General features: G+C 68.1%; 18 protein-coding genes and 1 tRNA gene. 6 read left to right on the top strand and 13 right to left on the bottom strand.

Features of this window, described 5'->3' with window-relative positions; translation table 11 throughout:
• From FM105_RS08025 to FM105_RS08015, 3 genes are all read right to left on the bottom strand, one after another.
• Complete coding sequence (locus FM105_RS08025) at window positions 1–327, bottom strand: peptidase (RefSeq protein ID WP_179207122.1); 327 nt, start codon at window positions 325–327, stop codon at window positions 1–3.
• A 2-nt stretch (window positions 328–329) separates the two neighbouring features.
• Window positions 330–1,535 carry an inorganic phosphate transporter gene (locus FM105_RS08020; RefSeq protein ID WP_087007098.1) on the bottom strand — a complete coding sequence of 402 codons (1,206 nt, stop codon included), beginning with the start codon at window positions 1,533–1,535 and terminating at the stop codon, window positions 330–332.
• Between the two features lie 145 nt (window positions 1,536–1,680).
• Window positions 1,681–3,015 carry an aminotransferase class I/II-fold pyridoxal phosphate-dependent enzyme gene (locus tag FM105_RS08015; RefSeq protein ID WP_256970300.1) on the bottom strand — a complete coding sequence of 445 codons (1,335 nt, stop codon included), beginning with the start codon at window positions 3,013–3,015 and terminating at the stop codon, window positions 1,681–1,683.
• A gap of 111 nt (window positions 3,016–3,126) precedes the next feature.
• Here FM105_RS08015 and pdxS point away from each other — a divergent pair, with 111 nt between their 5' ends.
• The 4 genes from pdxS to FM105_RS07995 all read left to right on the top strand — a co-directional run bounded on the left by pdxS (window position 3,127) and on the right by FM105_RS07995 (window position 7,711).
• Window positions 3,127–4,047, top strand: coding sequence for a pyridoxal 5'-phosphate synthase lyase subunit PdxS (pdxS, locus tag FM105_RS08010; RefSeq protein ID WP_087007094.1), 921 nt, complete (start codon window positions 3,127–3,129; stop codon window positions 4,045–4,047).
• A gap of 46 nt (window positions 4,048–4,093) precedes the next feature.
• Entirely contained in the window at window positions 4,094–4,927 is an 834-nt protein-coding gene (locus FM105_RS08005) for a hypothetical protein (protein WP_087007092.1), read from the top strand.
• A 169-nt stretch (window positions 4,928–5,096) separates the two neighbouring features.
• The gene (locus tag FM105_RS08000; RefSeq protein WP_087007091.1) at window positions 5,097–6,035 is read left to right on the top strand and encodes a bile acid:sodium symporter family protein; all 939 of its coding nucleotides are present in this window, start codon (window positions 5,097–5,099) and stop codon (window positions 6,033–6,035) included.
• Window positions 6,035–7,711: a sulfatase-like hydrolase/transferase gene (locus tag FM105_RS07995; protein ID WP_087007089.1), complete on the top strand. Its 1,677-nt coding sequence runs from the start codon at window positions 6,035–6,037 to the stop codon at window positions 7,709–7,711. Before FM105_RS08000 ends, FM105_RS07995 begins: the two co-directional genes overlap by 1 nt.
• Here FM105_RS07995 and FM105_RS07990 read toward each other — a convergent pair.
• The 4 genes from FM105_RS07990 to FM105_RS07975 all read right to left on the bottom strand — a co-directional run bounded on the left by FM105_RS07990 (window position 7,664) and on the right by FM105_RS07975 (window position 10,584).
• Window positions 7,664–8,680: a formylglycine-generating enzyme family protein gene (locus tag FM105_RS07990; RefSeq protein ID WP_306298573.1), complete on the bottom strand. Its 1,017-nt coding sequence runs from the start codon at window positions 8,678–8,680 to the stop codon at window positions 7,664–7,666. The genes FM105_RS07995 and FM105_RS07990 overlap by 48 nt on opposite strands.
• Before the next feature lie 24 nt (window positions 8,681–8,704).
• Window positions 8,705–9,040, bottom strand: coding sequence for a DUF202 domain-containing protein (locus FM105_RS07985; RefSeq protein ID WP_087007087.1), 336 nt, complete (start codon window positions 9,038–9,040; stop codon window positions 8,705–8,707).
• 12 nt (window positions 9,041–9,052) lie between these two features.
• Window positions 9,053–9,412 (bottom strand): YidH family protein, encoded by a 360-nt coding sequence (locus FM105_RS07980; RefSeq protein WP_256970312.1) that lies wholly within the window; start codon window positions 9,410–9,412, stop codon window positions 9,053–9,055.
• Window positions 9,413–9,609: 197 nt separating this feature from the next.
• Window positions 9,610–10,584: a helix-turn-helix transcriptional regulator gene (locus FM105_RS07975; protein WP_087007082.1), complete on the bottom strand. Its 975-nt coding sequence runs from the start codon at window positions 10,582–10,584 to the stop codon at window positions 9,610–9,612.
• A gap of 93 nt (window positions 10,585–10,677) precedes the next feature.
• On the opposite strand from FM105_RS07975, the gene FM105_RS07970 reads away from it, so the two are divergent.
• Window positions 10,678–11,076 carry a VOC family protein gene (locus FM105_RS07970; protein ID WP_087007080.1) on the top strand — a complete coding sequence of 133 codons (399 nt, stop codon included), beginning with the start codon at window positions 10,678–10,680 and terminating at the stop codon, window positions 11,074–11,076.
• Window positions 11,077–11,087: 11 nt separating this feature from the next.
• Here the strand turns inward: FM105_RS07970 and FM105_RS07965 are convergent, their stop codons facing one another.
• From FM105_RS07965 to FM105_RS07950, 4 genes are all read right to left on the bottom strand, one after another.
• Complete coding sequence (locus FM105_RS07965; RefSeq protein ID WP_087007078.1) at window positions 11,088–12,080, bottom strand: DUF4349 domain-containing protein; 993 nt, start codon at window positions 12,078–12,080, stop codon at window positions 11,088–11,090.
• A gap of 122 nt (window positions 12,081–12,202) precedes the next feature.
• Window positions 12,203–12,275 (bottom strand) — tRNA-Ala (locus tag FM105_RS07960).
• Between the two features lie 92 nt (window positions 12,276–12,367).
• On the bottom strand, window positions 12,368–13,558 hold the full coding sequence (locus FM105_RS07955) for a CaiB/BaiF CoA transferase family protein (RefSeq protein ID WP_087007076.1): 1,191 nt from the start codon (window positions 13,556–13,558) through the stop codon (window positions 12,368–12,370).
• Entirely contained in the window at window positions 13,555–15,390 is a 1,836-nt protein-coding gene (locus FM105_RS07950; protein WP_087007074.1) for an acyl-CoA dehydrogenase family protein, read from the bottom strand. The genes FM105_RS07955 and FM105_RS07950 overlap by 4 nt, the downstream gene beginning before the upstream one ends.
• 122 nt (window positions 15,391–15,512) lie before the next feature.
• Between FM105_RS07950 and FM105_RS07945 the strand changes: the two genes are divergently transcribed.
• Window positions 15,513–16,439 (top strand): LysR family transcriptional regulator, encoded by a 927-nt coding sequence (locus tag FM105_RS07945; protein WP_087007072.1) that lies wholly within the window; start codon window positions 15,513–15,515, stop codon window positions 16,437–16,439.
• Window positions 16,440–16,444: 5 nt separating this feature from the next.
• Here the strand turns inward: FM105_RS07945 and FM105_RS07940 are convergent, their stop codons facing one another.
• The gene (locus FM105_RS07940) at window positions 16,445–16,705 is read right to left on the bottom strand and encodes a hypothetical protein (protein WP_087007071.1); all 261 of its coding nucleotides are present in this window, start codon (window positions 16,703–16,705) and stop codon (window positions 16,445–16,447) included.
• Window positions 16,702–17,436, bottom strand: coding sequence for a DsbA family oxidoreductase (locus FM105_RS07935; RefSeq protein WP_087007069.1), 735 nt, complete (start codon window positions 17,434–17,436; stop codon window positions 16,702–16,704). Before FM105_RS07935 ends, FM105_RS07940 begins: the two co-directional genes overlap by 4 nt.
• Between the last annotated feature and the right edge of the window lie 160 nt (window positions 17,437–17,596).

The following is a 17,596-nucleotide window of genomic DNA, read 5'->3' as shown; positions in this document are numbered from 1 at the left end:
TCAGTACAGCACGAGATAGAGCACCGCGCTCAGCACCGCGACCGCACAGATCCCGAAGCAGATGTAAGCGGCTCCGAGCCGTGTGCTCTCCTGCCCCCGCGTCAGGGGCGTCCTCAGCGCGGCCTTCGCCGCCTTCTTCTCGATCTTCGCGGCCTGCTTGTCAGACCTCACGGCGATCGCGTCGGGGAATTCGGCCGGCGGCACGACGGGAGCCCGGCCGCCTGACACGAGCAGTCGCAGCCCCAGTGCGTAGAACGTCACGACGATCGCGGCGCAGCCGAGCGCTACAGCGAAGACTTCGAGGAAGGCGATCCATTCGATCTGCATGGTCAGTTCCCCTCACGAGCATCGTCGGGGGCGTCGGCTCCCGCGGACTTCTTCGCCTTGATGTCGACCGCGCGTCCTGACTCAGCGACGTCGCTGAATGCATTCGCGTGGTCCACTCGGTGAGCGAGCGAGCGGATGTAGAGCCACAGGACCACGCCGCCGAACACCGCGGTGTCGATGAGCAGGCCCCAGGGCCCGACCACCATGATGACGACCGTGGCGAGGCCTCCCACGAGGCCGGCCGCGGGAAGGGTGAGGAGCCATCCGGAGACGATCTTGCCGGCGGTCGACCACTGCACCTTCGAGCCCCGACGCCCCAGACCGGAGCCGATGACTGAACCGGACGCCACCTGGGTGGTCGAAAGGGCGAAGCCCAGAGCCGACGACACGAGGATCGTCGCCCCCGTGGACGTCTCCGCCGCGAAGCCCTGCGCAGGCCGGACTTCGGTGAGTCCCTTGCCGAGCGTCCGGATGATCCGCCAGCCGCCCATGTAGGTGCCGAGCGCGATCGTGATGGCACACGACAGGACGACCCACAGCTGCGGTTCGTGGTGAGCAGCGGACTGCCAGCCGGCGGTGATGAGCACGAGCGTGATCACGCCCATCGTCTTCTGCGCGTCGTTGGTCCCGTGCGCCAGGGCGACGAGGGAGGACGTGAAGATCTGTCCCCGCCGGAACCCGTCCCGCCCGTTGGGCTTGCCGTCGTAGCGACGGGTCATGCGGTAGGCGATCTTGGTGCAGAGGAACGCGATGAGCGCCGCGGTCAGCGGCGACAGCAGGGCCGGCAAGATGATCTTCGACAGGACGCCTGCCACGTTGACGGCGGAGAACCCGATGCCCACGATCGCGGCGCCCAGCAGCCCGCCGAAGAGGGCGTGGGACGAGCTGGAGGGGAGCCCCAACAGCCACGTGAGCATGTTCCAGAAGATCGCGCCGATCAGTCCGGCGAAGATCACGAACGGGAAGATGTCGCCGCTGATCCGGTCCTCGTGGAGGATCCCGCCGGACACGGTCTTCGCCACCTCGGTGGACAGGAGCGCGCCGATGAGGTTGAGGATCGCGGCGAGGGCGACCGCCGTCTTGGGCTTCAGCGCACCCGTCGCGATGGGCGTCGCCATCGCGTTCGCGGTGTCATGGAAGCCATTGGTGAAGTCGAAGAACAGTGCGAGTGCTATGACCAGCACGACTGTGAGGGTGAGGAGTTCCACTGACTGCCTTGTGTTCGAGGGTCGTCACGTCGCCCGGCGCTCAGTGCGGAGGGCGGCGGCAATCATGCCGTTGCTCGGCATTCACTGCATGTGCACCTCATAGTAAGCAGAAATTCACCCAGTCGACTGCCTCACGCGCGGAATTTCACCCGCGGGCGCGTGCCTCAGCCACAGCGCAGGCGAGGTCAACGGCCAGGGCCGCGGCCTCGGCGTCGGAGAGCGCATGCACGGTGATGCGCAGTCGATGGGAGACGGCCGAGGAGTCCGCGAAGCGGAACTCGTCACCGGGCCGCACCCGCCATCCGCGCCGAGCGAGCCCTTCCTGGACCTGCTGCGCGGGCGCACCCACCGGAACCCACGCACTGAGTCCGTCGCCGGGCTGCGCGAGCACCCCGTGCTCGGCGAGGTGCGCGGCGAAGTCCGCATTGCGCTGCGCGTAGTGAGCACCCGCGCGCTGGATCTGCGCACGTGCAGCATCGTCGGTCAGGAGCGCGTGGGCGATGCGCTGGAGCAGGTGGCTCACCCACGTGGTCCCGGGACTCAGCCGCATCGCCAGACGGTTCGCGGTCTCTGCGTCGGAGGCGACGAGCGCGACGGCGATATCAGGGCCGATGAACTTGGACAGGGACCGCACGAGCGCCCACCGACGGTGCTCGGGCCCCACGATCGGGTGGAACGGCCGCTGCGACAGCAGCGAGAAGTAGTCGTCCTCGATCACGAGGACGTACGGGTGGTCGGCGAGGACCCGCCTCAGGCTCTCCGCGCGCTCCAACGACCGCGACGCTCCCGTCGGGTTCTGGGCCCGCGGCGTGCAGACGATCGCGCGCACTCCCTGCGCGAGCGCCGCGCGGAGCCCCTCGACCGTCATCCCCTCCTCGTCGACCGGAACGGGCACTGCGCGGTAGCCGCCCAGACGCACCGTGTGGATGCTTGCGAGGAAGCAGGGGTCCTCGAGCGCCACCGCATCATCGCGGGTGAGGACCTGGGCGAGCAGGCGCTCCACGGCGTCGACCGCACCGCTCGTGACCGTGAGGCCGAAGTTCCCGGGAGCGTCCGGCTCCATCCACGCACGCGCCCAGGCCTCCAGCCCGGGATCGATCACCGGCTCGCCGTAGAGGATGGGACGACCGCCAGCGGTCTGGAGCGCACGCGTGGGGTCCGGGATCAGCGCCGGGTCCGGATTGCCGCTCGCGAGGTCGCGGAGCGAATCCGTGGAGGCGTACCCTTCCTGCGGCACGCGCGCCCGGTCAGTGATCCGAGTGCCCGCCCGTCCCAGCGATTCGACGACTCCGGTGCGGCCCAGCACGCCGTACGCGGAGACGACTGTGTTCCGATTGACGCCCAGCTCGTCTGCGAGCGCCCGTACAGGCGGCAGCCCGTCTCCGGGCGTCAAGACGCCCCGGTCGACGAGTCCGCGCACGCTCGCAGCGATCTCCGCCGACGTGCGTCCTCTGATGCCTGATCCGACTGATGTGCTCACGTTCACGAGTCTACGGGCGCAGCATGCTATCTTTTGGCCTAGGCCAGACATTGGCCTAGGCCAACGATGCTCGCACGCGCGACGACGTGCACTGGATGAACGGGATCGATCATGACGCTCACGACGGAGACCACCACAACAACACAGCGCCCGGCGGCGGCCGCAGCCGGTTCGGCGAAGGGACTCGCCGACCGACTGAAGGGCGGCGTCATCATGGACGTCGTCACGGCAGAGCAGGCGCGGATCGCAGAGGACGCGGGAGCGGTCGCAGTGATGGCGCTCGAACGCGTCCCGGCGGACATCCGGGCGCAGGGCGGTGTCGCCCGCATGAGCGACCCGGACCTCATCGACGGGATCATCGCCGCGGTGTCCGTCCCGGTCATGGCGAAGGCGAGGATCGGCCACTTCGTCGAGGCCCAGGTGCTGCAGGAGCTGGGCGTGGACTTCATCGATGAATCGGAGGTCCTCTCCCCCGCCGACTACGTCCACCACATCGGCAAGCGGGACTTCTCCGTGCCGTTCGTGTGCGGAGCGACGAACCTGGGCGAGGCCCTGCGCCGCATCTCGGAGGGCGCTCAGATGATCCGGTCGAAGGGCGAAGCGGGGACCGGGGACGTATCGGAGGCCACGAAGCACATCCGCACCATCACCGCGGAGATCGCCTCACTGCGCGCGCTGGCGAAGGACGAGCTCTATGTCGCTGCGAAGGAGCTCCAGGCGCCGTACGACCTCGTCGCCGAGGTCGCGGAGGCCGGCCGTCTCCCGGTCCCCCTCTTCACCGCCGGCGGCGTCGCGACCCCGGCAGACGCCGCGATGATGATGCAGCTGGGCGCGGACGGCGTGTTCGTGGGCTCGGGCATCTTCAAGTCCGGGAACCCTGCAGAGCGCGCACGGGCGATCGTGCGGGCGACCGAGTCGTACACGGACCCGGCCGTCGTGGCGGCGGCATCGCGGGGCCTCGGCGAGGCGATGGTCGGCATCAGCGTCGCCGACCTCCCCGCACCGCATCGGCTGGCAGAGCGCGGATGGTGACCCCATGACACCATGACACCATGGCATCAGAGAGCACGGCAGCGCAGTGACTGCGGCTCCCGACGAGCCTGATGAGCTCGTCGCCGCGCTGCGTCGCGCAGGCTGCGTCTTCGCGGAGGAGGAGGCCGCGGTGCTGCGCGAGTCCGCGGACAGTGCAGCAGACCTCGAGCGACTGGCGCGGGCCCGCGCGGAAGGCGCTCCGCTGGAGCAGCTCGTGGGCTGGGTCGAGTTCGGCGGCCTCCGGCTCAGCGTTGGGCCGGGCGTCTTCGTGCCGCGTCAGCGCACGTATCTGCTGGCCGAGGTCGCAGTCACCGCCGTCGAGTCGGCCGGGGAGGACGCCGCTCAGACCTCGCCTCCGGTGTTCGTCGAGGCGTTCGCCGGGGTCGCCCCCATTGCTGCGGTGGTCCGCGCGGCTCACCGTTCCGCCGAGGTCCATGTGACGGATCTCGATGAGGCGGCCCTGCGGTACGCCCGGATGAATCTCGACGACACTGCGGGCCTCCACCCGGGATCCGTCCTCCGCGGACTGCCCGATCGTCTCGCGGGGCGTGTGTCCGTCCTCGCGGCGGTCCCGCCCTATGTGCCCGACGGCGAGGCGGGCTTCCTGCCCCACGAAGCCCGGGACTTCGAACCGTCCGCCGCGCTGTTCGGCGGCACGGACGGGCTGGACGCTGCCCGGTCGCTCATCTGCGAAGCACCTCAGTGGCTGACCCCGCACGGCGCGGTCCTCGTGGAGATGCACAGCGCTCAAGTCCGCGACGCGGCAAGCGTCGCCCAGCACCACGGCTTCACGACGACCCAGCACGTCGCCGTGGATTCGCAGACGGTGGTGCTGGAACTCAGGCGGACCGAGGACGCGATGCTGAGCGGGATCCGGTAGGGCTCGATCCAGATGTGGTCGACCACAGCGGGCCACCACCCGTCCGGGCGGCTGCAGAGACGTGCCGGGCGGCCCCTCTCAACCGCATGCAGTTGGGCGCGCTGTTATCACCCTGCTTAGACTCACAGTCATCACCCTGCAGTGACTTGCGATCCAGTGAGGGAGCAGAATGATGGAGTTCGTTCGGCAGGCGGCCGGCTACCTGGTCCTCACCTTCGTCATCTCCAGCATGCTCAACGTAGGACTCACGCAGAAGCCGTCGATGATCCTCCACCACCTGCGGAACTTCCGGTTCCTCATCCGCATGCTGATCGTCAACCTCATCGTCGTCCCGACACTCATGATCTTCGCCCTGCAGCTGGTTCCGGTGGCCACGCACTACGAGACCGGCCTCATCGTCTTCGGTGTGGCCGCGGGTGCGCCGTTCCTCATCCACCTGACGAAGACATCGAAGCGCGACCTCTCCCTGGGTGCGACAGTCCTCATGATCCTCATGGTCGGCACGGTCCTCACGATGCCGCTGCTGCTGCCCATCCTCGTCGAGGGCGTGACCGTCAGCCCCGTCCAGATCGTCACCCCGATGCTCGTGCAGATCATCCTGCCGATGATCATCGGCATGCTGCTCCTGCAGTTCGCAGAGCCCCTCACCGCCCGGATCCAGCCGGTGGTCGCGAAGATCTCCAACCTCGCGCTCTACGCACTCATCGCGGCGATCCTCATCGGCTACTCACCCTCGTTCCTGGACCCGGACATCTGGGTCGCGCTGGGGGTCGGATCCGCCGTCCTCGTCCTCGCGTTCTTCGTGGGCTTCATGATGGGCGACGGCCAGGACCACCTCAAGGACGTGGGCGGGCTCGGGACTGCCCAGCGGGGCACCGCGTCTGCGATGATCGTCGCGAGCAGCGCCTTCGACGACCCGCGGATCCTCGTCATCATCACGATCCTCAACACCTTCGCGATCGTCTTCCTCATCCTCGCCGCCCGCTGGCTGTCGCCGAACAACCGCTTCAGCCTGCTGACCCCCGTCGCCGCCGATCCCCCTGAACGCAACCCCTGGGACCGCGACCCGTGGTCCCGCCCCCAGCCCTCGAACGAGCAGGAGACCTGATGGCCACCGCACCCAGCCGCCCGAACGTCCTGGTCCTGTGCATCGACCAGTGGGACATGCACATGGATCTGCCCGACGGGGTGGAGCTGCCCACGCTGCGCCGCCTCGAGGAGCACGGGGTCACTCTTGAGCGCCACTACTGCACCGTCCCCATCTGCACGCCATCGCGCACGACCATGTGGACGGGGCAGCATGCCAAGAAGGTGGGCATGTGGGACAACACGAACTTCCCGTGGATCGATTCGATGTCGACCGCGATCCCCACCCTGGGCACCATGATGCGGCAGGAGGGGTACTACACCGCGTTCAAGGGCAAGTGGCACGTCTCCGACGTCACTCCGCTCACCTCTGATGCGCTGGAGCCCTACGGGTTCTCCGACTACCAGCTGTGGGGCGACCCGTGGGGCGGCCCGCTGGAAGGTGAGATCAAGGACGGCGCCATCGCCCGCGAGACCGTCGACTGGCTGCAGCACAAGGCGCCCGCGGATCAGCCCTGGCTGCTCGTCAGCTCCATGGTCAATCCGCACGACATCATGTACCTCGCGGAAGAGGACGAGTTCCCCGGCGCCGGCGACCATGCGGTGTTCGGCAAGTCGCTGCACGGTTCGCAGGACCTGGGCATCACGCGCGCATGGTTCGACCCGGAGCTGCCGCCCAACTTCGACGACGATCTGCAGCAGATGCCGTACGGTCCGCGCGCCTATAAGCAGTTCGTCGAGCAGCACTACACGACAGTGCGGGACGAGCGCGTCGACGCGTGGAAGAAGCGCCGCAACTACCTCATCAACTGCATGCGGATGGTCGATCAGGAGTTCGCCACGATCATCGACGAGCTGGATCGCCAGAACCTCTGGGAGAACACCGTCGTGATCTTCACCTCCGACCACGGGGAGATGAACGGCGCGCACCGGATGCACCAGAAGGGCGGCATCCACTACCAGGAGGCCACCGTGGTGAACCTCACCGCTGTGGTTCCCGGCGGCGAGGCCGGAGTGCGGTCGAATGCGGTCGGCTCCCACCTGGACCTCACGCCGACGGTGCTGGGATTCGCGGGGGTGACAGAGGACGAGCGAGCGCAGCGCTACCCGCAGCTGCCCGGCAGGAACCTTGCCGAGGTGCTGCGCACCCCCTCGGAGGCGACTCCCCCGCGCGGGTCGCAGGACTCCCCCGGGGATGGTGCGCTGCTCATGTGGGACGGCCTCCACCAGCAGGATCCGGACTGGAGCGCGACGGGCGCGCTCTTCCCCATCCTCAACCTGCCGCAGGAAGAGCGGCCGGCCGCGCTGCAGCGGGTGGGCGAGAATTTCGGTGCCCCGGACTTCTCGAAGCGCACCTTCTACCGCACGATCGTCGATGGCCGGTACAAACTGGTGCGCTGGTTCTCACCCTTGGAGTACGCCACCCCGCAGACGCTCGACGAGCTCTACGAGACCGCGGATGTCGTCGTGCACGACCTTGTGGAGGACCCCTTTGAGCTGGAGAACATCGGGGACCGCGCACATCCGCGCTACGATGCCGAATTGATCCGCAGCCTCTTGGTCAAGCTCAACGCGCTCATCGAACGCGAGCTGGGTGAGGACGAGTCACCGATCGACCTGGATCTCTTCGGCACCCGCGAGGTGCAGTACTCAGCCAGCGTCGCGGACGACGCGGAAGCCGATGTGGGTCGTCGCTGAATCCTCGGAGTGGGGTGACCGGGCGGCAGGTCGGTAGCGGAGGCAGTACTCCGGTGCACAGAGGTGCGAGCCGCCCTTGAGGACACGCCGCCGGACAGACGACGCTTGATGGCCCTGCGTCGAGCTGCCGCCCTGCACCGGGGAGCCGCCCGGACTGCACGCGCAGGCGGACGACTGAGGACTGCTGATGGCTGGCTGCGCCGCGTCGTAGAGCGTCGTCGACCATTCCCACACATTGCCGATCGTGTCGAAGAGTCCGTAGCCGTTCGGAGGGAAGGTGGCGACGGGGCTGCTCCCGATCCACCCGTTCGCTCCGGTGCTGCGGTAGGGGAAGCTGCCCCGCCAAGTGTTCGCCATGAGCCGGCCGTCGAGGTCCCGAGTGCCTCCCCACGCGTAGGGCGCTGGCCGCGCTCCCCCGCACGCGGCGTATTCGAGCTCCTCCTCAACGGGGAGCCTGCCGCCGGCCCAGCTGGCATAGGCCAGCGCGTCCTCATAGGCGATCTGCACCACGGGGTGGGCAGGGATGCGCGAGGCACAGGGGCCTTCGCCTTCTCCTGCGGGGTGGCGCCACTGGGCACCGGGCACCCACCTCCACCACTGTCGCCAGTCACTCAGGTCCACAGGCCCTTCTGTCCGGGTGAAGACCAGCGATCCGGGTGCATGTGAGGAGGCAGGAGCGTTTCGGGGATCGGGGACCTCCGGGGTGTCCCGCGCGCCCGGCACTTCGCGCTCTGCGACGGTGACATAGCCGGTGGCCTCTATGAACGCTGCGAACTGGAGATTCGTCACCGGGGTCGCACTGATGGCGAAGGCGTCGACCTGCGCGTGGCGCACGGGCGCCTCGTCGGGGTAGAAGTCATCGGAACCCTGGACGAAGTCGCCGCCCTCCAGGTCGACCCACTGCGGGTGAACCGCGGTCCTCAGCCGCTGCACGATGCTCTCCTTGCTCTCCTTGCTCTCCTGCTGCACGATGCTCTCCTTCTCCTGCTGCGACTATCCGATGAGGACGACCAGCAGCCCGAGTGCGCTGATCGTGATCGACGCCAGCGCCAGTGTCCCCACCGCCCGCGGGTTCGCGTTGATCCGCTCGTCACGGATGCCCCTTGATGCGCGCTGGTGACGCGTGCGCTGCGAGAGGTGGATGAGGAGGGAGACGAGCAGGCAGACGAGGAACGGGGTGACGGCGATGAGGCCGTGCACGTCTGCCCAGCGGAGGAACAGGGAGCTGGTGACGAGCAGGGCAAGCATCGTGCGGATCCAGGCGAGCGTCGTGCGCTCCGGCTGGAGGCCGGGATCCTGGTGCGACGCGCCTTCAGGCGGGTGGCTCATGACGGTGGCCGGTCAGACGGCGAGTGCGATGACGAGGGCCAGAGCGCCCGCGGCCAGAGCACTCACGATACTGATGATGGGGACGATGAGCGGGATGGGCAGAGCTCGGTGGGTCCGCATCGCGTTCTCCACCCGCACCCAGCGCACGGCTGCTCCCCCAGCCAGCAGCATGCCCAGCAGCAGGAGGATCACGGCAAGACCCTGGCGCACGGTGACGGGGAACAGATCCTGGGTGAACGCCTCCACAGCGATGCCGCCGGCGACGAAGGCCAGTGCGGTGCGGATCCAGGACAGGAAGGTCCGCTCATTGGCGAGGGTGAACCTGGGGTCCGGGTCATCGCCTGCCCGAAAGAGACCGCGCTGGGTCGCCATGGGGGTGTCGCCGGAATCCGAGTCACTGAGCGGGGAGCTCTCCTCCGAGGTGTTCATGCATCTATCATCGCGGGTCACCGGCGCATAGGCCACTGTCTCCCGGGGCGATCCAGCTCTTCTCCTGGCTGCACGCAGCCACTGAAGGCACCGCGATCGGGCGCAGCACGAAGCCGGACAGATTCGTGGCCGGCGATCCGTCAATCGTCGTACTGAGCCACGAGACGCCGCCCCAGGTCCCGGAGCGCGCGCCGTACCTCCTGCGGCCCCTCGACCTCCACGACATTCGCCCAGCCCGACAGCTGCTCCGCGAGCGCGTCGATCCGATGGGCTCTGACCTCCACCAGCGTGCGCCCCGCAGCATCCGCGTCCGCCTCGAGGATCCGCGCGTGCGCCGCGAAGTGGGCGCACAGTGGCCGCACAGCCCACGGAAGGACTCGAACCGTGGCCCGCACGGTTCCGCGCAGATCTTCGACGCGCTCCACCATCCGCTGCCACTCATGCTGAGCGTCGAAACCGTCCGGTGCACTCCCCCTCAGCGGCAGCACCTCCAGTGACTCGATCCTGTCGACACGGTAGGTGCGCAGCCGCTCGGCATCGGCAGCACCGCTGTCATCCGACACCGGTGCGCCCAACAGGTACCAGTGAGAGCCGCGGCTGCCCACAACGAGGGGCACCACCTCAGACGAGGACTGCGCCCGTGCCCCGGTGTATCGCAGATAGACGCGTCGGCCGGCCGCGATCGCCCGCTGCAGATGGCCGACGGTCTGCGCTTCAGCGGGGTCTCGCACTGCGCCCCACGCAACATCGCGCATCGTCGCTCCCGCAACCCGCTCGGCCGATGCGCGAAACGGTGCAGGCGCGGCACGCACGAGCTTGCGCACCGCGGTGACGCGCTCTGGTTCTGCCCCTGCGTCCTGTGAAAGTCCTATGAGGAGGGAGACCAGCTCGCCCTCAGTGAGACCGGTGAGGTCGGTGCGGGCACCACCGACGAGCCGCCAACCACCGCCTCGGCCACGTGAGGGATAGACCGGGACTCCCGACGTCGCCAGCGCCGCGAGGTCGCGGCGAGCTGTCGGCACGGAGACCTCCAGTTCCGCGGCGAGCTCTGCGGCAGTGATCCGCGCGCGTGCCTGCAGAAGAAGAAGTGCCTGGATGAGACGGTCCGCACGCATTCCGGTCTCCCTCGATCGGATCGGTGAAGTGATCAGTAGATGATCACTTCACCGTCCAGTCTAGAAGAATCAACCCGCTTCAAAGGAGAGATCATGTTCCGTGGACTGGCCAACCTCAACCTCGTCGCCGATGACATGGCGGCGGCGATCGACTGGTACGCCGTCATCTTCGATTCGGCGCCGTACTTCACTCGCCCCGAAGAGGGGCCAGTGCAGTACGCCGAGTGGCGCTTCGGCGATGACGACGACGAATTCGCGCTGATGGACGCGCGGTTCCGGCCTGCGCTGGAATCACCCGGCGGCGCTCTCATCCATCTGCACGTCGACGACATCCACGCATCGTTCAATCGTCTGATCGGCCTGGGCGCCACCGCATTCGACCCGGTCATCCAACGCGGCGAGGGCTGGTGGTCGGCATCCGTCAGCGATCCGTTCGGCAACCTCATCGGTCTCATCCAGAGCCCGCACTGGGCCGCGCAGCATGAGAAGTGACCGCGCGCGGTTCAGCTGCGCGGCCCCATACCGCTGGAGTCTTCCTCGCCGTCCACAGCACCTGCGGCGGCTCTGTATGAGTCCGGCGCGTCCGTCACAGCACCTCCGCCTGTAGTCTGCAGGTCCTCAGCCCCTGCCCCCAGTACTCTGCGAGAACTACTCCCGCGCCCGCTCCTGCGAATCAGCCAGCGGGTGATCAGGTAAGCGGGAATGCCGATCACAACCACCCACGGAAGGAGTGCTGCGAGTACGATCACCAACCCGCCTGCCGAGTTCAGCAGGGCATTCCAGACGTCGAGGAACCAGTCCGCGATGCCGCCCGAATCATCCGCGCGGTCCGTTGAGCGGAGTTCGACCCGGAGGGTGGACATCGACACCTGGTCGTCCAGATCTTCGCGCTGGGCGACGAGCTCCTCCAGCTCACCCTGCCGCTCGCTCAGTGCGGCTTCAGCCTCGAGCAGATCAGCGCTGGTGTCTGCCTCGCCCATGATGTCCTCCAGGCGCTCGGTGGACACTTCCAGTGCACCGATCCGCGAATCGAGGTCACGCACCGCACCTGCCACATCCTCTGCACTCTGACTCCGATGCACGACCTCGCCGCTCCCATCGACGTCGGTCATGAGCTTATCGAACTGGTCAGCGGGGACGCGCAGTGCGATGTCCACGGCGGCTTCTCCGTCATGGTCGACCCGTTCCTCGCGGCTCTCCACATACCCGCCACGAGACTCGCCGTGCTCGACGACGCCGTTGGCCGCCTCGGCAGGGTTGTCAGTGATCACCCGCATATCACCTGCGGAGATGACCTGCCGGGCACTCTCCGAGTCCCGGGGTTCCGAGTCTCGGGGTTCCTCGATGTCCGAGTCCTGCGCCGTACTGCGCTGCGCGTCCTCTGAACCCGCGGAGTAATCCGGAGCCCCTGCGTCGCCTGCCCTTTGGGACGATGAATCACAACCGACCAGAATGAGGCCGAGACCGAGGACAAGCGGGGCGATGATTCGTCTCATACCGATGACGGTAGGCTCCCGCGCCTACCGGCGGAGCTGTGCCGTGTGGCGATTCTGCAACGACCCACGAAAAAGTCCTGGGTCGCGACACCGGAAACGATGTCGCGACCCAGGACCGTCTGTGGAGCTAAGGGGATTCGAACCCCTGACCTCTTCATTGCGAACGAAGCGCTCTACCAACTGAGCTATAGCCCCGCAGCCACCCGGGGGCGACCGCCGCCGCCTGCAGGCGACCGCTCCATATTACTGCCGCGCGGAGCGGTCGCCAAGTCGACGTTCGTGTGGCCTCAGTCACTCATCAGCGGCTGATCGGCCGTCGTCTGCACCTGATCCACCGCGTCGGCGCCTCCGGGGCTGATCCTGTAGGTCGCAGGCGTTCGCGACAGCTTCACCGGTGAGGCGACGCCGCGGTACCCGCCGTCCATCTCGATGATCATCTCGCGGTGCGCCGTATGCGGATGCGCGGCGGCCTGGGCAGAATCGAGGATCGGCCCCGCAGGCACGCCGTCGGCCATCAGCGCCTCCCCCAGCGCCACTGCCTCGAACGCGAGCATCGCAGCCTCCAGCTCAGCCCGCAGCTCCTCCCGATGGACACTGCGATCCGCGTTCGTCGCGAACCGCGCATCCTCCACCACCTGCGGCACTCCGATCCGCTCACACAGACGCGCGAACTGCCGGTCGTTGCCCACCGCGATGAAGAGGTCGCCCTCCCCCGTCGCGTACGTGGAGTACGGCGCGATGTTCGGATGGTCGTTCCCGGTCCGCGCAGCCGGCCTCCCCGTGCCGAAGAGGTTGGGCATGTGCGGATGCATGACGGACAGCGCGCAGTCGAACAGCGTGGTCTCCACCCGCTGGCCGCGCCCCGAGACACTCCGCTCCCACAGCGCCATCATGATCCCGTTGACCGCGTTGAGCCCCGTGATCATGTCCACAGCCGGCATCCCGATCCGCGTGGGACCGGTCTCCGGCGTCCCATTCACGCTCATAAGTCCGCTCATCGCCTGCGCGACGGCGTCATAGCCCGGCATGCCGCCCAGGGGCCCGTCCTCTCCGAATCCGGTGACGGAGCAGTGGACCAGGCGGGGGAAGTCGACGCTCAGAGCGTCGTATCCGAGACCCCACTTCTCGAGCGTGCCGGGCTTGAAGTTCTCGACGAGCACATCCGCGTCCGCCAGCAGGACGCGCAGCTGTGCCTGCCCCGCGTCGGTGCGCAGGTCCAGCGTGCGGACCTCCTTGTTCCTGTTCACACCCGCGTAGTACCAGGCGATGTCGTCCCGGTAGAAGGGCGGGCCCCACGCGCGGGTCTCGTCGCCTTGGGGCGGCTCGATCTTCACCACGTGCGCGCCGTGGTCGCCCAGGATCTGCGTGGCGTACGGTCCGCCCAGCACACGGGACAGATCGACGACCGTGATCCCGCCAAGACTTCCCGTCGCCGAGGCCCCGGTCGCCTCACCGTTCGAGATCCTCTCGCCCGTCATGCTTTCCTTCCCAGCGCCAGGCCGATGTAGTCCACTGCACGAGCCTCGGACACCGACTCCTGGAGGATGAGGTCCTTCAGCAGCTCCGCCGGATCCTCCACGACCGCCAGCGGGTCCTGGGGCTGCAGGCGGTGGCGGACCACCATTGCAGCGAGGACCACACGGCTGAAGTCGCCGTCTCGGTCACCGATCCGGACCCCTTCCCAGGCGAGGAAGACTGCAGAGCAGAGGCAGTACAGGGCCGTCGCGATCTGGCGAGTCTGTGCCTCCTTCGCTTTGTCGCCCAGCGCCTCCAGAGCGTGGAGCAGCTCGCCGGAGAGCCGGTCCAGTTCCGCAGCGAGAGGTGCGAAGGCCTCGTCACGGACCGCGGCCTCAGGCGCGGCGGCCTGCGAAGCATCCATGGGCGCAGCCCGGCCCCCGACCTCTGCGATGAGCTCGCCCAGGTACCCCATGAGCGGCTTGAGCGCGGACGACCGGTGCGCAGCACGGACCACGTCCAGGGCGACGATGTTCGACGTCCCCTCCCAGATCGACCCCAGCTGGGCATCGCGGAACGTCCGGGCGTCGCCGTACTCCTCGATGTAGCCGACGCCGCCGCGCACCTCCATCGCGTCCGCAGTCACCTTCCGGGCCTCCCGCGTCGTGCGCAGCTTGATGATCGGCGTGAGTATGCGCAGCACCGCCGCAGCCTCGTCGTCTCCCGCATCGGCGCGCTCGAACACGCGCGCGGTGTGGAAGGACATGCTGAGGCCCTGCTCGGCGGGCACCAGCAGCTTGGCCAGCTGGCGCCGCTGCAGCGGCAGATCGATGAGACGCGTGCCGAACGCCTCGCGCTCGAGGCACACGAACCGCGACTCCCCGAACGCCCGGCGCATCATGCCGGCGGACCGCACGGCATTCGACAGACGGGAGGAATTCACCATGTCCGCCATCTGCTTGAAGCCCTGGCCGACATCGCCGACGAGGTAGGCGGTCGCTCCGTCCAGGCTCACCTCACCCGACGGCATGGACCTGGTCCCGAGCTTGTCCTTGAGGCGGACGATCCGATAGCTGTTCCGCGTCCCGTCGGGCAGGGTCTGCGGCAGCAGGAAGAGGCCGATCCCCTTGATGCCCGGCTGCGCGCCCTCCGGACGGGCGAGGATCATCGTGACCTCCGCGTCCGCGTTGGAGCAGAACCACTTCTCGCCCGTCAGCGCCCAGGACCCGTCGCCGTTGTCGCGCGCGATCGTCGTCGCACGCCCGACGTCGGAGCCGGCGTCCTGCTCCGTCATGAACATCGCCCCCTGGGTCAGCGTCTCGAGCGACGTCGACGTCAGGGTGGGCAGATAACGGTCGATGAGCTCCTGGTCGCCGAACTTCCGCAGCGTGCGAGTGAGCGCATCCGTCATCGAGACGGGGCATTCGAGGCCGAACTCAGCCTGCGCGAAGAGGTAGAAGAACATGTACTTCACGAGCGGCGGCATGGGCTTGTCCCAGCCCAGCACCGGCGTGTGGCTCATCGCGTGCATGCCCAGGTCCTCGAATGCGACCTTCTGCAGCTCCCGGTACGCGGGATGGACCTCGATCCACTGGTGATCGCGCCCCTGCCGCGTGCGGTGGTGGAGGACGGGCGGGTTCACATCCGCCTGATGCGCCCAATCGTCCATCTCTCCGCCCAGCCGCGGACCCAGTTCGGCGAGCACGGGCGCGAGGTGACTCCGCAGGTCGTCGTCGAGGTAGAGCGGCAGGAGGGCCTGCAGGCTCTTGTCGTCGGCCACGCGGTCGATGCCGTGGCTGTCCGGAACGGGCCAAGCGGGCGCGTCCGGCGCGCGCGAGCCTGCTTCTGCGGTCATGGGGATCTCCTTCGATCGGATCACGTCTCTCACCGGTCTTCGCCGGAGTCGCTGTCCTCAGGGTAGGAAGACCGTCGATAACCGTCCAACAGCAGAATGCGACGACGCGATAACCTCCCATTATGAAAGATGTCGACCTCCGCCGCCTCCGATACTTCACCGTGCTCGCGGAGACCCTGCACTTCGGTCGCGCAGCGGTGCTGCTCCACATCTCGCAGCCGGGCCTCAGCGCAGAGATCAGGCGACTGGAGAAGCAGCTGGGGGTGTCGCTGTTCAGCCGGACTCCGCGCACTGCCCTCACCCATGAGGGCGAGACTCTGCTGCCCGAGGCCGAGGCGGTCCTCACCAGCGCTGATCGGTTCGCCTCGGCCTCCGCCGTGCTGGCCTCAGGTCAGGCCGGTGTCGTGACGATCGGGTCCACTGCGACGGTCCTGGAACAGGGCCTGCTCGACGCGATCGCCGGCCTCGCGGAGGAGCTGCCCGACCTTCGCGTCATCGTCGAGGAGCTCTCCAGCGCCGAATCCTTCACCGCCCTGCGGGAAGGCCGCGTCGACTTCGCGTGCGGGAACGCGCCGGCCGACGGGCCCGACGTGACGTCGACCCGTCTCACCGCAGCGCCCTTCGCGCTCGTCGTCCCGACACAGCCCACTGCCGCGCTCCGACCGGTGGGCAGCACTGCGGGTACCGCATCCTCCCCGCAGCGCCTCGCCGACTGCGCCGGACTGCCCTTCGCCGTCTTCCGCCGCAGCGCGTCTCCGCGACTCCACGACACCGTGCGAGCGCTGTGCGGGGAAGTGGGCTTCACCCCTGCCCTCACGTATCGGACGCGCACCTGGCGATCTGCGCTGGACGCCGTCGCGGCAGGTCTCTGCGTCTCGCTCGCGCCGCTATCCGTGGCTCGCGCACGCGAAGGGGACGACCCACGGGTGCGGATCGCGCAGGTCGTCGACTCCGACCTGCGCGTCGAGTCGTGGATCAGCACACGGACCGGAGCCACCTCACAGCTCTCCGATCGGATCGAGCAGGCAGTGGTGGACGCGTTCCGCTGAGCGCCTCAGTCGCAGGTGCCGTCGATCGAGCAGCTCGTGCCCTGTGCACCGTCCAGCAGGTCGTCCAGGCTCAGCATCCCCTCGCCTGCGGACGCCTGCTCCGCGTCGACGTCTGCCTGCTCGCCGCCTCCGGGCTCCACGCCGGCACCTTCGCCCGAGGCCACGGCGTCTGCCGCATCGGGCTCCTGAGTCTGCGAGCCGTCGCTGTCAGGCTGCACGCCGCCGTCCTTCGTCGCCTCGTCCTTCGTCGCCTCGTCGTCGCTCATGCGACCTCCTCCCCGTCTGCGAGCTGCCGAAGCGCCCGCCGGTAGGTCGCGACGTCCATCGCTCCGGGAGCCGCGACACGATTGTCGAACACCATGAAGGGCACGCCCTGCGCGCCCAGCGAACGCGCGCGTGCGATGTCGGCTTCCACCGCCTCGTCCGCCTCAGCTGATTCGCCTGCCACTGCGGCCCGCACCGCGTCCTCGGGCGCTCCGGACTCGACTGCCCTCCGCACGAGCGCATCGGTGTCGAACGGATCGAAGGTCCCAGCGAAGTAGCTTCCCTGGATCTGGTTGAACATCGCGGCGGCCGCTGCCTCGTCGACCGTCGCGGCGACCGTCTGCACCACGCGATGCAGTGTTCGCGTGTTCGCCATGGGCCTCTCCTGTGCGTAGGGCATGTCGAGCTCTGCGGCCATACCGCCGATCCGCTCCTCCATCGCGACGACCTGCTCCCGCGGCATGCCCTTCGAGCTGACCAGGTGGTCGATGTTCGACGGCGCCGCCCCGCCCGGCGCAGTGCCGTCGTCGTGGGCATGAGGCGAACTGGGGTCGAGCTCGAAGGAATGGACGACGAGCTCCACGTCGACCCCTTCTTCTGCGATCGCCCGGTCCAGCCGTCCCTGACCGACATAGCACCACGGGCAGACGAGGTCAGTCCAGACGTCGATACGGACACGTCGCCCACCGCTCTGCTTCACAGCACCATCAGTCCCTGCAGCTTCAACCACCATCGGATCGTCTCCTCCTTCACCCTGAACGCGTCATGCTCCGCGCCTCGTGTCCCGTCAACACACACCCCACGGCGCGGATTCCCCACTCATCCCGCCCCCGCTGCAGTCCTGTCTCTTATACATACACATCACCGAGCCCACGAGACACTCGCTAATCTCG

The sequence above is a fragment of the Brevibacterium yomogidense genome (assembly GCF_900163715.1).
Lineage (GTDB): Bacteria > Actinomycetota > Actinomycetes > Actinomycetales > Brevibacteriaceae > Brevibacterium > Brevibacterium yomogidense_A.
Note: the sequence above shows the minus strand (reverse complement) of the source record. Positions and strands in the feature narration are given on the sequence as shown.